We start from the raw sequence: 14,125 nt of genomic DNA, 5'->3' as shown, positions 1-14,125 counted from the left end.
GTCACAAGTCCGTGCACACCGTGATGGTAAATCAGAAACATCTCGAATCGGGTACATTTTGTTTAGAGCCTAGCTATCTTATCTGACAACGAAGTCCTGAACCTTAACTTTCCTTTTGGGTATACGGAAGCTAAACTCCTGCTTTAACGTGTCAATGTTATAGGCGGTAAATTTGCCTCCGAATTGAGCTTCAGTTCCCTTTTCATCACCATTGTATTGAGTGAGCAAATATAATTTCCGGTTGGAAAACTTTATTGAAGACAGTAATCCTATTGAAGGCAAATCGATTTTTTTATCACTCAATGTTTTAAAATTCTCATTCACTTTCCACACATGCACACGTTCGTTTTGATCGACAAATGTTGCATACAAATTGTTGTTGAAAACATACAGACTATTTGATGGTGCGTCAGGTTCGGTAGGATAATTCACTCGCTTCACGTGATAATTGTCTTTCAAATCAATAGTGGACAATTGATGGCGTGTATCAATGACAAGTTTATCGTTAAAACGGATCAAACTCATTGCGTTCTCATTGAGCTTAATTTGTTTGATCACCTTTCCATTCTCTCGATTAATAACCGCTACAACGGATTGATCTTTGTCAATGGAATCATTCAGTACATATATTGATTGATCCGTATATAAAGCCGTTTCTAAATATCCGGTAAAGGGCAAGTTATACTTTTTTTGATATCTCCCATCGTCCACATGCAGTACATTGTGATTTACGGATTCGTTGTAGGACATTATGGTCAGCTTTGGACCATTTACTAAAAAGGTTAACGGTTGCGGCGTTTTTTCCTCGATTAATTTGGTACTGTGTTGTTCCAGTAAATAATAAGCCTTCGCATGAGTGCTGATCAGGTAATAACTGCCTGACTTAATACGATTGCTCTGTATCGATTCAATATCGCCGACATCAAGCGGATTTGTCACGAAATGTTTCCCACTTTGCGTTGTGATGAAATAACTGGTGCCATCAAATGGATGCGAATAAATAAATGAATAGTTTTGAATGCTGATTGGAGAACGGGTCAGTTCGTCAATCCAGTGAATGACCGGGTAAGCGGAAATAAGGAGTGCCGCCGCAATGCATAAAATGATTATTCTTGTACGGGTCCATTTGATCGTGTTTTTTAAGATCAACCCCCACCATAAAAATAAATAGAGGAAACCGGCAACGGAATAAATGGCAATGGGCGAACCATGAACGGCCTCATGGATCAGCCATTCAAATTCATTAAAATTTTCTGCACGTCCTAATGCAACGAGCATAAACGTTAGCGGAGCAGTTATGAGCGCGAAGAGTGCAAAAAGAGAAAAAATAATTCTTCGTCTGCGAAATAGGCAGAAAAGTAGACCAAGCAGCGTTGCCAGTAAAAACGAGCAAAAAATGACGTCTAACCATATGGGTGAATTCTCCATATTATTAATCCTCCTGAGAATACTTCGTTGAACAAAAGGCTCAGAGAAATTACCCTTATTTTTAGGTATTAACGGTATACTGAAGATCATTCAGCGCACCGCTTCTCTGAGTCATAGGTATACTGTTTTTATAACGAAATTTGCTCTTTATTAAGAAATGTTAATATTGAACCGTTTGTGAATCATTTTCCAGATCAGCGGGAGTGACAAAAAAACCACCATTACTATCTAGATTAAACCTTTGGGGTCTCCATGATTGCCACACAAGTTGCGAGCAGTAATAGGCACTTTTATCTCCTTTTGATACAAGCAGTGAGTATGGTTTCCTTCTTTTACTATAGGCATAGGATTGAGCTGCAGTATACCTTTGTGCCCCCGCGTGTAAGATATAAAACTTTTTATGCGAACTGAAACGATCACCCCAATTATTTTTTGCTACTCTAACTCCTTCATCAGGCCAAGCTTCAACAATTTTGTTATTATCATGCAATACAATAGCCGCGTGCCCATGACGCCAAACAATAAATTTATTGTCATAAGTAACAAGTACATCACCATTAGTTCCCATACGTCCCTTAACACTTGCAGATTTCGCACTCAATTCCGCGCTGATATTATTGTACTTTTCGGGATCTGCTTTTTTGATCACCGGTAACGTCTTAGAAACTTGTTCTTTGTCAACACCTTTATTTTTTACTTTTTCAATATTAATTAGATCCTGTGCCAATTCTTTTTTCTGTTCATCGTTTAAAGTTTTTTTGTTATCAGCACTATTTTCAATTTTTTTGATATCTTCTTTAAATTCAACTTTTTGTTTATCTGTTAAAAGATTTATCGGGTTACTCTTGTTATCCTCCGCAAATGCATGAGTTCCGCCAAATATCAATGCTACAACAAAAACCGCAATAAAAGGCACTAACTTTTTTAATGTCATTTTATTAGCTCCTCATATAATGAGATTTGAACTTATTACAAGTTCCTTAATTGATTTGCGAAGTCTTCTTGGTCCTGTCTCTTTCTTCATTTTGATTGGATTGAACTACTGTATGCACCTCCAATTCCTCTTGTTCTTGAATGAAAATCTTAAAATGAGTGAGCCTCTTTAATCACCTCCTTAATGTTGCGCGTTTGAATCAATATGACTAAGTAAATAAAAGTTAAAAAGTGTAGAAAACGAAGAATCTACCAATTAAAAGATAATTTGCTATTTTTATTAATGGGTGTAGGGCTGTTTCAGATTTCAATGATGGAATACAACGGTGTGCAGGCTTCTGTAGAGGAAACAACCATAATAAGAAATGGGTCAAACAAATAAATAAATTTGTTTGTGGAGTACTTGAATTTTCAACAAATTAATTATAATTATTAATAATCTGTATTCACAATACAATTTACCGATTTTCAATAAACACATTACAAAATCAAAACCACCAAAGGATGGTATTTAGATACTCCCCCGCATAGTGAAGGATTTTCGCTCGCAAAAAAGCCATGAACGCTTGACGCTCATGGCTTTTCAAATGATTTTATTTACTTGACGTAGCGTGTAAATACCTTAATTATTTCATTAACGACAAGCGGTACTAACGCAAAGGCAATCACAATAATCCAATCGCGCAGCGTCAGCATTTGCACATGGAAGGCGCCGGCGAGGATCGGGATGGAGATTACGGCAAATTGCAAAACAATTCCGAGGATGATCGCGCCGATCAAGTATTTATTTGAAAACAGCCCGACGTGAAGAATCGAATGCGTTGCACTGCGCATCGACAACGAATAGAACAGCTGCGATACAGCAAGGACAACGAATGCCATCGTCTCTGCATAGGTGAGGACATCTTCCGGAATTGCGCCGGACCAAAGCTGGTACCCATGCTCATTCAAACCAAAGTAGAAAGCAACCAAGGTCAAAATGCCGATCAGCAGTCCGCCAATAATAGCACGAAAAGCGGCTCCACCGGCAAAGAAACTTTCTTTTGGATTACGCGGTTTCTTCTTCATCACATCGTTGTCGCCCGGATCGACGCCAAGTGCGATGGCCGGAAATGTATCCGTGATCAAGTTAATCCATAAAATTTGGGTCGGCAAAAGCGGCATCGGCCAGAAAAAGAGTACAGATGCTAATATCGCCACAATCTCGCCTAAGTTACAGGAAAGCAGAAAAACAACGGATTTTTTAATGTTATTGTAGATGTTGCGCCCTTCGCGGATTGCCGCAACAATGGTCGTGAAATTATCATCGGTTAGAATCATGTCGCTTGCGCCTTTGGAAACATCGGTACCGGTAATCCCCATCGCCACACCAATGTCCGCATTTTTGAGTGACGGGGCATCATTGACCCCGTCACCGGTCATCGATACGATGTTGCCGTGAGACCGGAACGCGTTGACGATCTTCACCTTATGCTCCGGAGATACACGGGAGAAGACGCGGTAATGATTAATTTTTTGCTTCAATTCATCATCACTCATCGCATCCAGCTGGCTACCGGAAATGGATTGATCGAGTGATTCGGCCATACCAAGCTGCATCGCAATGGCCGCAGCGGTATGCTGGTGATCACCGGTAATCATCACCGGCGTAATGCCTGCTTCTTTCGCTTGACGGATCGCGTCCTTTACTTCGAGGCGCGGCGGATCGATCATTCCCACCAATCCAAGAATCGTCAGGTCGTTTTCCATCTGATCCGGTTCAACCACTTCATCGCTATCCTTATAGGCCGCACCAAGCACACGTAAGGCTTGATCGGACATCTCTTCAGCGGCTCTGAGAAAATCCGCTTTAAGGTCGTCGGTAAGCGGCACTTTTTCACCATTAACCAGCGCATGCGTGGCGATCTTTAAAATACTGTCGAAAGCCCCCTTCGTATGAACGCGGTAGTGGTCGCCCTCTTTGTTAACCGTTGACATCAGCTTGCGATCCGAGTCAAACGGCCGTTCCGCCACACGTTCATGTGCCGCTTCCAGCTCACGTTTTGGGAAATGGTATTTATTTCCCAAAACGACTAATGCAATCTCGGTTGGGTCGCCGGTGCCTTCGCCATCATCAAGCGTTGCATCATTACAAAGCACCATAGTCTGAATTAATTTTTTCTGCGTACTTTCCGATGCAGTCGCCGTTCCTTCAGAGGGAACATCAAGAAATTTGCGGTGGGTATACACATGCAAGACCGTCATTTTGTTTTGCGTCAGTGTTCCTGTTTTATCCGAACAAATAATGTTTACCGACCCGAGGGTTTCAACCGCCGGAAGTCGTTTAACAATCGCGTTGATTTTCGACATGCGCGTCACACCTAGTGCCAACACAATGGCGACAATCGCTGGAAGGCCCTCCGGAATCGCAGCGACGGCCAGACTGATCGCGGTAAGAAACATTTCAAATAAATCCCGCCGTTGGATGAGTGCAATGATGAAAATCAGCACACAGATGCCAATCGCAAGATAGCCAAGTGTTTTTCCCAGCCCGGCCAGCCGTTTCTGCAGCGGTGTCAGATCTGTCTGCGTTTCGTCAAGTCCTTTGGCAATTTTGCCAATTTCAGTATTCATCCCCGTCCCTACGACCACGCCTTCCGCACGTCCGTAGGTCACAAGTGTCGACATAAACGCCATGTTGGCGAGATCGCCAAGCGGGGTTTTCGGATCCTCAAAAAGACGCGCCGCATGCTTTTCTGAGGGAACGGATTCGCCGGTCAGCGCCGATTCCTCAATTTGCAAATTGGCACTCTCCGTTAAACGGAGATCGGCAGGAATATACCGCCCTGCATCAAGCACAACAATATCACCGGGAACAATCTCCTTGGAATCAATTTCAACAACAGCGCCATTGCGGCGCACCAAGGCGCGAGGCGTCGTCATTTTTTGCAGTGCTTCGATCGCTTTCTCCGCTTTAAACTCCTGAAAGACACCGATGACCGCATTCAAAAGAACAACAAGCAAAATAATGATCGCGTCGGCATACTCGCCGATCAGCAGCGTGATCACTGCCGCCCCGAGCAATACATAAATCAACATATCCTTAAGCTGAGCAAAAAAAAGTGCAGCCAGGCTTTTCTTTTTCTTGCCCTTTAATTTATTCTCGCCGTATTTCTCAAGTCTTGATTGAATCTCTGCATCCGAGAGCCCTTGCTTCGGATCGACATTGAGCTCCTGCAGCACTTGTTCTGCATTTTGTGAAAACCAGTTCAATGCGTCGCACCATCCTTCCTTCACAACAAATAATCCGTTCACTTATCTTTACCCTTTTTTGAGATTCAACAACGGAATACAACCATTTTTTTAGAAAAAATGGTCGAACTCATTTACACTATGATTTGAAAAGCGGATTCATTAAAAATATAGAAAAGTAAGCGCATTCAAAAATAAAGTTGTATTAAAGTGCCGCCTCTGAGTTGATCACGAGAACGCATTGTTGATGAAAATCTGACTTTCTGAGGTTCATCGTGGTTCACTCCTTGCCGGAAACGTGACGATTTAAAAACAGTTCTTCGCTCTATTCTCCATAGTTGCGTTCAAAACACGCCTTGCAATAGATCTTCCCGCCTGTATCTTTAACAAAACGATGAATGACGGTTTCAGTGACGCCATACCAAGCCTTTTCCGGCGATTTGGCCATCACACACATAAATTCACCAGGTTCAATTGTCTTGCCGCATTCCGAACATTTGAAAACATAATTCTGCTTTAATCGTGAAAAGAACCCCACGCAGAACCGCCTCCTTTTTTAAACGCTCATTCATCATCATCTTCGCTGCGTTTTTTCTTTAAGAAGTACATCAGCGAATAGGAAGCAAGAAAGCAGACAAAAAATACGATACCGATGATCCACGCACTTAACGGGTGCTGGCGATCAAAAGTCCAAGCAACCGTGCCAATGATCGCCCCGACAGCCAGCGATATGAGGACACAAGCATAGTACGGCAGGACTTTCTTTCGTTTTCTCTCGGTTTCCTCAACATCGGCTGTTACCCTCATTTGTAGAAAGATGAGAAGTACATTTGTCATGATTAAGACAAAAAATAAGGGTGATTGAAACGCAATATCTGCTCCACTGCGAAACGCTGTGTAAAATAAGGTTGCAAGAATGCCAAGCGTTTGGCATACAAAAGCAATACGAATGTTTTTTAAATTGACAAGGATTAATCGTTCATCGGTAATTTTCTTCACGTTTTTCCCCCTCGTTTACCCAAAAAAGTTGATCCAGTGATTTGCCTACGGCGTAACAAATTGACAAACATAATTTAAGCGTCGGGTTATATTTTCCTTTTTCAATAAGACTAATGGTCTGCCGAGTTACCCCAGTTTTTTCTGCAAGTTGCACTTGCGTCATGCCCCTCTCCATCCGAGCATGTTTTACAGAATTCATCAAAGAATAGGATCACCTCCATAACAATATTGTAAACTATATATTACATAATATGCAATATATAGTTTACATTCTATGTGCGAAATCCATCGAATTTTTCAGTTTTGCGGCATTGGACGAACCGATGACAACGATTTGTCCAGCGTTCAAGACGAGTTCGATCGCCTGCGTACCACTTACCGTGTATGCTTTCTCACCACGGAGATTGAATCGGATACCCCAGCCGCCAAACCTGGACATTGGCTGATCGTCAATGATTCGATAGCTACTTATTGCATTCCACCCGAAGCATCGCGGACGAAGGTGAAACGGAAAAAAACAGACATAAAGCCCATCCTTTCTCACTTCGCATGTTAAACGCACTTGAGCAAAAAAGATCGGAAAAACACACCCGAAAATAATAAAGAAAACAATCATCATCGCATTGGGCATTGGATTCGTGCCAAACGGTTTATTGAAAAAAATCTGACTGATAAAGCCATACCAAATGAGTCCCGAAATGCCCAGAACCACAATCCATAACCACCATTGCTTCATTTTTTGAACTTCGCGGAAATAAACAGATGACAACATCATCCACTCCCTTCAGAACGCTTTCACCACAGCATTCAAATCATTCATGGCGGTGTCCCCCGCCATGAATGATGAGCGAAACCCCAGCCGACACTTTATAGAGGAGACCAGCCTGAGAAAACTCGGCAATTCATTACCTAGGTGAATCGGCGTCTAGGGTCTCCGTTCTTTGTTTGGTAACCGTTTAAATCGTTGTTAAAAAACGAACGTACGTGCTATAATTAAGTCGTGAAAAGAGGTGAATCCATGACCTTAAAAGGACTTAAAGTACGCATCTACCCAAACGAAAAACAGAAATTAATGATGCACTTAAACTTTGGTTATAACCGCTTTGTTTGGAATCAAATGCTGAACATGCTGATCGAGCGCTATAAAAACAACCCACAAGCCCCATTTTTAAATGCCTATGCCTTAAATCTGTTGCTTCCTGCATTGAAGAACGAATTCCCCTGGTTAAAAGAAGCAGAAAGTACAAGCCTTCAGGCCACCAATCATGATTTAATTGAAGCCTATAAAAAATTCTTTAAAGAGAAGCGCGGGTTCCCAAAGTTCAAGTCAAAGAAGTTTTTAAAGCAATCCTATCAATCGAAATGCGTCAATCAGAACATAAGGCAGGTCGCACCTCATTACCTAAAATGCCCCAAACTAGGCGTGATGCGTCTTAAAACAGGAATATCCATCCCCGATACCATTAAATCAGTGACGATCAAACAATCGTTTACCGGTAAATACTACGCCGTCTTACTCGTCGAATGCGAAAACCAAGCATTTGAGAAAACAAATAAGCAAATCGGCTTAGATATGGGCGTCAGTGATTTGCTCATCGGTTCGGATGGCATTAGATTCCCCAGTATTCGGTTTGATAAAAAGCTCGCCCCAAAAAAGCGTTATTGGGAAAAACGATTCGCAAGACGCAGCTTACGAGCGAAAAAAGAAATGGCCTGGGACAACCGCAATCACGTGCTCCATCCAAGGCAGTTTTCCGACTTTAAAAACGTTCAAAAAGCTAAGTTAATGGTAGCCAACTATCATGAAAAAATCGCCAATCAACGCCAGAATTATCTGCATCAGATTACGACGCAACTGGTTAAAAAGTATGATCTGCTCGTTATTGAAAATTTAAAAACCCAAAATATGCTGCACAATCACAAGTTGGCACGGGCAATCGCAAACCAAGCCTGGCGGGAACTGCGCCGGATGCTTGAGTACAAAAGTGCTTGGTATGGGAAGCAGCTTATTGTCGTTAATCCCCACAAGACCTCACAAATCTGTTCTCATTGTGGGCATGATGATGGGAAACACACGTTAGACATCCGGGAATGGACGTGTCCTTCGTGCCAAACACATCATGACCGCGACATAAACGCAGCGAAAAACATCTTAAACAATGGGCTTGGTATAAGCCTTGGTAAAAGAACTGTAACCTCTGCTCCTGATTGAAAGATCAGGAGTAAGTAAGCAGTGTTCCCAGAAGCTCGGTACTTTAGTACCGATGTAGTTCACAAAGGTCACATCTTTCCGATCTTTCTAAAGATTATTATAATACAAAGAGCGAGGTGGGAAAAACATGAAGAAATCTGCTTGCTGTTTATCGGGCTAGTCATTCTTTTATTAGGATGTACGCAGGCTCATCCAACAAAAGACTTGCCGCTTCAAGTAAAAAAAGTGAACGTAATGATTCACATTGAAGATCATACCGGACGTTTTCACTACTTCGGAATCAGTATCAACAAAACGCATCCAGATCCCAACACGCTCATGTATTATCGGATCAATTGGATAAAAAAGACAACGGCATCCTTTCTTCTAGACAAAGAATCTGAGTATCGGATCGATCTGTCAGCTTCCGTCAACAATCCGATCCAAGCCATGAAAAAGAAACACAAAGAAACCGCGAATCACCATGCACCTGCCGAAACTAAGCAAGATCTTCCAATCCGAAAATACATCACGCCAACAAAAAACAATCAAGTGGTCCGGTTTACCATTGATGAGAGCGAATGATTTACGTACTTTCCGATGATTCTCTGTATCGTTGTCATTTTCAAGTCCATACGTTTTACGCAAAGTACATAACGTCTGCTAAGACCATGGCTATGCCTTTTTCATTGAAATAGGGACTTATACTCCCAATTTCTGATGACTACTGCGTAATTGCGCATTCAAAGTCCGAACGTATCTAATTATCTTCCATCTATTATTCGTCTTTTTCCAAAAAGATACTTGCATAACCGGAACATTCTATTTTATAATAACCGAGTACCCAATAGTATGCTTGATTGTAAGGTGATCACCATTTCAAATGACTCGAGCGACTTGAAGAAAAACCTATCTCGAATCTACAATCAGATTTCAAAAGAATTATTCGGAATGGGTGCGGTACTGCTTCGGGTTGAAATTCTGGAGGACTTGATCGTTTTCCGCTCGAAGCATCGGCGCTCTCCCCGCTCTCGGATTTTGGAGCAGGAAGTTCCCTCTTTGCAGCAAGAAGTCGATGCACAAATGTCGCGGATTTTTAAAAAGCGACTTAGAGAACGTTTAGAGATTGAACTGGGTTTATCGGTCGAAACGGTTCTACGGGATTACGATCCGTCAACCCCTTGGACAATCACTAACGTGATTACATCCGATTAAAATCAAATAGCCGGGTTCCCGCATTTTTGATTGATTCTTAATTGCAGGTCCCACATTATTGATCTGTCAAGTGGCTGTTTTTTGTTTACGAGAAAGGGCTCTTGGTTGGAAATGCTTCATTTCTAACCGGGAGTCTCTTTGTTTTTTTACAACTGAATAGCTATTCATATATGCCCGGTAATACGGTCCGGGCGTCTCTACCCGATACCACTGCAAACATCGGACTATGAAGAAAAAGGAGTTCAAGAATCCTCGACTAGGGTTCTTAAGGCTCCCCTCTCATAGTCTGAACAACCGGAATTTCGGGGTTCAGATTTTTTTGTTGTATTGGATTGGCACGGCTCAATCCAAACGCTAACCACCGGTACTATTCATTTTATATAAACCATCCGCTATTGGGGGAAGAAAATACTCATGAAAAAACTCAGTGTCATTGTCTCTGCAGTACTCGTTGCCATGCTCGCCTTATCAGGATGCAGTTCATCAAACAAATCCGGCAAAGGGCCCACGGAACTCGTCGTTTCGACTTGGGGTTTTGATCAAGATTTCTTCAACAAAGAAATTTATGCGCCATTCGAAAAAGAGAACCATGTCAAAATTGTTGTAGAATCCGGAAACAATGCGGATCGGCTGAATAAAATTCGTCAAGGCAACTCGAAGGTAGATATTATGTATCTGTCGGACTACTTTGCTCAGCAAGCGATTGATGAAGGCCTTTTTGAAAAAATTGGTTCAAGCAAGCTAACCCATCTTAAAGAACTGTACCCGATCGCTCAAGCACCGCTTGGCAAATCCTATGGTCCGGCTTATACGATTTCACGACTTGGTATCGTCTATAACACGAAATCAGTGAAAACACCGATTAATTCTTGGAAAGATCTGTGGAAACCTGAATTAAAAGGAAAATTGACACTGCCAAATATTACGTCAACATCCGGGCCAATGCTTGTTGACATCGCTTCAAGTCATTCCGGTAATACTTTTAATGAGGATCATGCCTTTAACAACTTAAACGAACTGAATAAAAAGGTCGTTAAATATTACAACCAAACCTCTGAATTCGTAAATATGTTTTCACAAGGTGAAGCGGCCGCCGGACCAATGATGGAAATGTATTTTGGCGATATAAAAAAAGCAGAACCTGCTGCGAAATTCGTTGTCCCTTCAGAAGGCGCCTATGCAATTCAAAACACGGTTAACCTCGTCAAAGGTACAAAACACAAAGCACTCGCGGAAAAATTCATGAACTGGGTCATCAGTAAAGAAGCCCAAGAGCGATCTGCCAAAGCGAAAATTGACTCGCCAACGAATCAGACGGTTAAGTTAACCAATGCACAAGCTTCCGGACTTACTTATGGATCTGATGCAATTCAGTCATTGAAAAAAATGGACATGGCATTCGTTAATAAAAATCTGAAATCTTGGACCAATCGCTGGAATCAAGAAATTCACTAATTGATTGTCCGCCACTTGAGAACAAACGATTTCTTGCCTGAAAAATCAAATGGGTGATCCAGAATCTGGCTCACCCATTTGATTTTCTCGGCCATCAGGAGGGTTAAGCCAATGACAAAGAAAAAGGTTCTATTAGATGTAGATACCGGAGTTGATGATGCACTTGCGCTCATCTTAGCCGTACAATCCCATGCCTTTGATATTCTCGGCATTACCGTGACCTCAGGCAATGTCTCACTTGATCAGGCTTTTCTCAACACCAACAAAGTCATTCAATGGATGAATCCTGAACCGTCCATTCCGGTACGCAAAGGATCTGAGAAACCATTGAACCGCACCCCGGTTTATGAGCATCGCGTCCATGGAAAGGACGGATTAGGTGGGGCGCTCGCCAATCAACCGGTACGGCTTTCTGAAGGAGAAGATGCAATCGATTTTCTTATTCAGAAAATCGAGGAAAATCCTCATGAGCTGACGCTAATCATGACTGCTCCACTGACCAATCTTGCTCGAGCACTGACGAGAAAACCGGAGATCGCCGCTCTAGTTAAAGAAACGGTCATCATGGGCGGCGTTGTACAGGGTTATGGAAACATCACGCCCGTTGCCGAGTTCAACATGTATGTCGATCCGGAAGCAGCAAAAATTGTCTTTCACTCCGGTCTCCCGATTACGCTTGTTGGACTGGATGTCACTCGGCAAGTCCGTTTAAACGAAAAGCATCTTCTGAAGCTGGATTCCTCTCCTTTTGGAGCATTCGTTCGGCAGGCAACCGCACAATATCTTGCGGTGTCGGAAAGGCGTACCGGCGTGCGCGCCTGTGCCTTGCATGACCCGCTCGCTGTCGGTGCTGCCCTTGATCCGTCACTCCTCCAGAAGCAGGCATACTATGTGGATGTTGAAACAAACAGTGATTTATGTGACGGACAGACGATTTGCGACTTTCAGAATCGCTGGGGCAAGGCAGCAACGATTCATGTCTGTACCGCGGTTCAGAGTGAACGCTTTTTAAATCTTTTCGTGCAAACCTTAAAAGGAGAATCGTTTCATGAAGAAAAATAAAGCTTTTTTATTTTTACTGCCCGGTCTTGTTTTTCTCTTTTTGTTTATGATTATCCCTATTGTTTTGATTATCCGTTCGACGTTTAGCGATCAAGGGCAGATCTCCTTTAATGGATACATGGAATTCTTTAAAAATAAGTATTTCATTCAAATTCTGATCAACACGCTGAAAGTAAGCCTCCTTACCACACTGCTGTGTATCGTAATCAGCTTGCCTGTTGCTTACTATATCGCGAAACTGCATGGTCGAATCAAATCCGTCTTAATCGGACTGTCGGTCTTTCCATTATTGACGAGTGCAATTGTCCGATCATTCAGCTGGATGATCATTTTAGGCAAAAAAGGCCTTCTGAATGAACTGCTTCTGAATCTGCACCTAATCAAGGAGCCGCTCAACCTTTTATACACGCCGACGTCGATGATTATTGGCTTGGTTCATTTGTTTTTACCATTAATGATCATTTCTTTGGTCGGTGTGATGGAGAACATCAGTGATGATTTGGTACAAGCCGCGGAAAGTCTGGGTGCTTCCCGTTTCGTCGCATTTCGCAAAATTATTTTTCCACTATGCGTGCCCGGGCTGATTATTGGCAGCATCTTGGTGTTCGTTGGCAGTCTGACTGCTTATACCACGCCAGCACTTTTAGGAGGCAAAGAACAAGTCATCTCTGTCTATCTCTATCAGAATGCAATGACCTTAAATGACTGGCATACTGCTTCCAGTGTCGCAACGATCATGGTAGCTGTCACCTTTACCATTGTTGGGCTGATGAATTTGGCTGCCAACAAATTAAATTCAAGGGGGTAACGGTCGATGAAGCAACACAATCCCGTTCTTGCTCTGTTTACCATTCTCACATTCATTTTTCTGCTCGGTCCGCTGGCGATTATTATTGTGACCTCATTCGGTGCAGACAGCTACCTTAGCTTCCCGCCGAAAAGCTGGTCGTTTCACTGGTACCGGCATATTTTCGAGACTGAAGGGTTTCTCTCAACCTTTAAAACATCAATGATTGTTTCGATTATCGGCAATTTAATTGCATTATTGGTTGGGCTGCCAGCAGCGTACGCACTCAGCCGCTATCCATTCTGGGGTAAGAAATTTTTAAATTCGCTCTTCATCTCGCCTTTGCTGATTCCCGGCATTGTACTGGGATTTGCTCTGCTCAAATACGTGATTGTTGCCTACCAGTTTTCCATTTACACCGGTCTATTAATTGGGCACGCCATCATCATGCTGCCGTTTATCATTCGTGTCATCGCATCAAGCTTAGCAAATTTTGATTTTTCAATCGAGGAAGCAGCAATCAGTCTTGGCGCAAGCAGGTTTGCCACTTTTTTCAAAGTTGTCCTGCCCAACATTCGCTCCGGATTAATCGCTGCTGTGGTGCTGGCATTCTTGGAATCCTTTAATAACGTCGACATCTCAATTTTCATGACCGGACCCGGTGTCAGTACGCTGCCGATCCAGATGCTGCAATATGTGCAGAACTATTTTGATCCGACCATCGCAGCCATTTCCGTACTGATGATGCTGCTGACCGCTGCATTAATGTATGTAATCGAACGATTAATGGGCTTATCCTACTTCACGAAAAACTAAGGGAGGCA

14 protein-coding genes and 1 riboswitch are annotated in these 14,125 nt (G+C 42.6%); of the genes, 7 read left to right on the top strand and 7 right to left on the bottom strand.

Going from position 1 to position 14,125, the window contains the following annotated elements; genetic code table 11:
• Window positions 1-78 precede the first annotated feature (78 nt).
• From K7399_RS01235 to K7399_RS01205, 7 genes are all read right to left on the bottom strand, one after another.
• Window positions 79-1,428, bottom strand: a complete 1,350-nt coding sequence (locus K7399_RS01235) for a hypothetical protein (RefSeq protein ID WP_028976214.1) — start codon at window positions 1,426-1,428, stop codon at window positions 79-81.
• 160 nt (window positions 1,429-1,588) lie between these two features.
• Window positions 1,589-2,362: a YiiX/YebB-like N1pC/P60 family cysteine hydrolase gene (locus K7399_RS01230; RefSeq protein ID WP_028976213.1), complete on the bottom strand. Its 774-nt coding sequence runs from the start codon at window positions 2,360-2,362 to the stop codon at window positions 1,589-1,591.
• Window positions 2,363-2,958: 596 nt separating this feature from the next.
• Window positions 2,959-5,613, bottom strand: coding sequence for a cation-translocating P-type ATPase (locus tag K7399_RS01225; protein WP_028976212.1), 2,655 nt, complete (start codon window positions 5,611-5,613; stop codon window positions 2,959-2,961).
• A 304-nt stretch (window positions 5,614-5,917) separates the two neighbouring features.
• Window positions 5,918-6,130 (bottom strand): hypothetical protein, encoded by a 213-nt coding sequence (locus K7399_RS01220; protein WP_028976211.1) that lies wholly within the window; start codon window positions 6,128-6,130, stop codon window positions 5,918-5,920.
• A gap of 26 nt (window positions 6,131-6,156) precedes the next feature.
• Window positions 6,157-6,591 carry a hypothetical protein gene (locus K7399_RS01215; RefSeq protein WP_010023978.1) on the bottom strand — a complete coding sequence of 145 codons (435 nt, stop codon included), beginning with the start codon at window positions 6,589-6,591 and terminating at the stop codon, window positions 6,157-6,159.
• Window positions 6,572-6,790: a helix-turn-helix transcriptional regulator gene (locus K7399_RS01210; protein WP_415640323.1), complete on the bottom strand. Its 219-nt coding sequence runs from the start codon at window positions 6,788-6,790 to the stop codon at window positions 6,572-6,574. Before K7399_RS01210 ends, K7399_RS01215 begins: the two co-directional genes overlap by 20 nt.
• 66 nt (window positions 6,791-6,856) lie before the next feature.
• Window positions 6,857-7,363, bottom strand: a complete 507-nt coding sequence (locus K7399_RS01205) for a DUF6141 family protein (RefSeq protein ID WP_051577808.1) — start codon at window positions 7,361-7,363, stop codon at window positions 6,857-6,859.
• A 246-nt stretch (window positions 7,364-7,609) separates the two neighbouring features.
• Between K7399_RS01205 and K7399_RS01200 the strand changes: the two genes are divergently transcribed.
• The 7 genes from K7399_RS01200 (at window position 7,610) to K7399_RS01170 (ending at window position 14,117) form a co-directional block, all read left to right on the top strand.
• Complete coding sequence (locus tag K7399_RS01200; protein WP_028976208.1) at window positions 7,610-8,803, top strand: RNA-guided endonuclease TnpB family protein; 1,194 nt, start codon at window positions 7,610-7,612, stop codon at window positions 8,801-8,803.
• Window positions 8,804-8,944: 141 nt separating this feature from the next.
• Complete coding sequence (locus tag K7399_RS01195) at window positions 8,945-9,367, top strand: hypothetical protein (protein ID WP_223362451.1); 423 nt, start codon at window positions 8,945-8,947, stop codon at window positions 9,365-9,367.
• Window positions 9,368-9,634: 267 nt separating this feature from the next.
• Complete coding sequence (locus K7399_RS01190; protein ID WP_037562960.1) at window positions 9,635-9,997, top strand: Na-translocating system protein MpsC family protein; 363 nt, start codon at window positions 9,635-9,637, stop codon at window positions 9,995-9,997.
• Window positions 9,998-10,141: 144 nt separating this feature from the next.
• Window positions 10,142-10,244, top strand: a riboswitch (purine riboswitch).
• A 167-nt stretch (window positions 10,245-10,411) separates the two neighbouring features.
• On the top strand, window positions 10,412-11,452 hold the full coding sequence (locus tag K7399_RS01185; protein ID WP_028976205.1) for an ABC transporter substrate-binding protein: 1,041 nt from the start codon (window positions 10,412-10,414) through the stop codon (window positions 11,450-11,452).
• A gap of 111 nt (window positions 11,453-11,563) precedes the next feature.
• Window positions 11,564-12,514: a nucleoside hydrolase gene (locus K7399_RS01180; RefSeq protein WP_028976204.1), complete on the top strand. Its 951-nt coding sequence runs from the start codon at window positions 11,564-11,566 to the stop codon at window positions 12,512-12,514.
• Complete coding sequence (locus K7399_RS01175; RefSeq protein ID WP_028976203.1) at window positions 12,501-13,322, top strand: ABC transporter permease; 822 nt, start codon at window positions 12,501-12,503, stop codon at window positions 13,320-13,322. Before K7399_RS01180 ends, K7399_RS01175 begins: the two co-directional genes overlap by 14 nt.
• 6 nt (window positions 13,323-13,328) lie before the next feature.
• Window positions 13,329-14,117 carry an ABC transporter permease gene (locus tag K7399_RS01170; RefSeq protein ID WP_028976202.1) on the top strand — a complete coding sequence of 263 codons (789 nt, stop codon included), beginning with the start codon at window positions 13,329-13,331 and terminating at the stop codon, window positions 14,115-14,117.
• The last annotated feature ends 8 nt before the right edge of the window (window positions 14,118-14,125 follow it).

The organism is Sporolactobacillus terrae (assembly GCF_019930545.1).
In the GTDB taxonomy this organism is placed as follows: Bacteria; Bacillota; Bacilli; order Bacillales; family Sporolactobacillaceae; genus Sporolactobacillus; species Sporolactobacillus terrae.
The sequence above is the reverse complement of the archived record's forward strand: the minus strand, read 5'-3'. Positions and strand labels throughout refer to the sequence as shown.

Excerpts from the sequence above, each read along its gene's own strand:
- K7399_RS01235 (WP_028976214.1), bottom strand. The coding sequence starts at position 1,428 with ATGGAGAATTCACCCATATGGTTAGACGTCATTTTTTGCTCGTTTTTA.
- K7399_RS01200 (WP_028976208.1), top strand. The coding sequence starts at position 7,610 with ATGACCTTAAAAGGACTTAAAGTACGCATCTACCCAAACGAAAAACAG.
- K7399_RS01170 (WP_028976202.1), top strand. The coding sequence starts at position 13,329 with ATGAAGCAACACAATCCCGTTCTTGCTCTGTTTACCATTCTCACATTC.
- K7399_RS01190 (WP_037562960.1), top strand. The coding sequence starts at position 9,635 with ATGCTTGATTGTAAGGTGATCACCATTTCAAATGACTCGAGCGACTTG.
- K7399_RS01180 (WP_028976204.1), top strand. The coding sequence starts at position 11,564 with ATGACAAAGAAAAAGGTTCTATTAGATGTAGATACCGGAGTTGATGAT.
- K7399_RS01205 (WP_051577808.1), bottom strand. The coding sequence starts at position 7,363 with ATGTTGTCATCTGTTTATTTCCGCGAAGTTCAAAAAATGAAGCAATGG.
- K7399_RS01185 (WP_028976205.1), top strand. The coding sequence starts at position 10,412 with ATGAAAAAACTCAGTGTCATTGTCTCTGCAGTACTCGTTGCCATGCTC.
- K7399_RS01230 (WP_028976213.1), bottom strand. The coding sequence starts at position 2,362 with ATGACATTAAAAAAGTTAGTGCCTTTTATTGCGGTTTTTGTTGTAGCA.
- K7399_RS01175 (WP_028976203.1), top strand. The coding sequence starts at position 12,501 with ATGAAGAAAAATAAAGCTTTTTTATTTTTACTGCCCGGTCTTGTTTTT.
- K7399_RS01210 (WP_415640323.1), bottom strand. The coding sequence starts at position 6,790 with ATGAATTCTGTAAAACATGCTCGGATGGAGAGGGGCATGACGCAAGTG.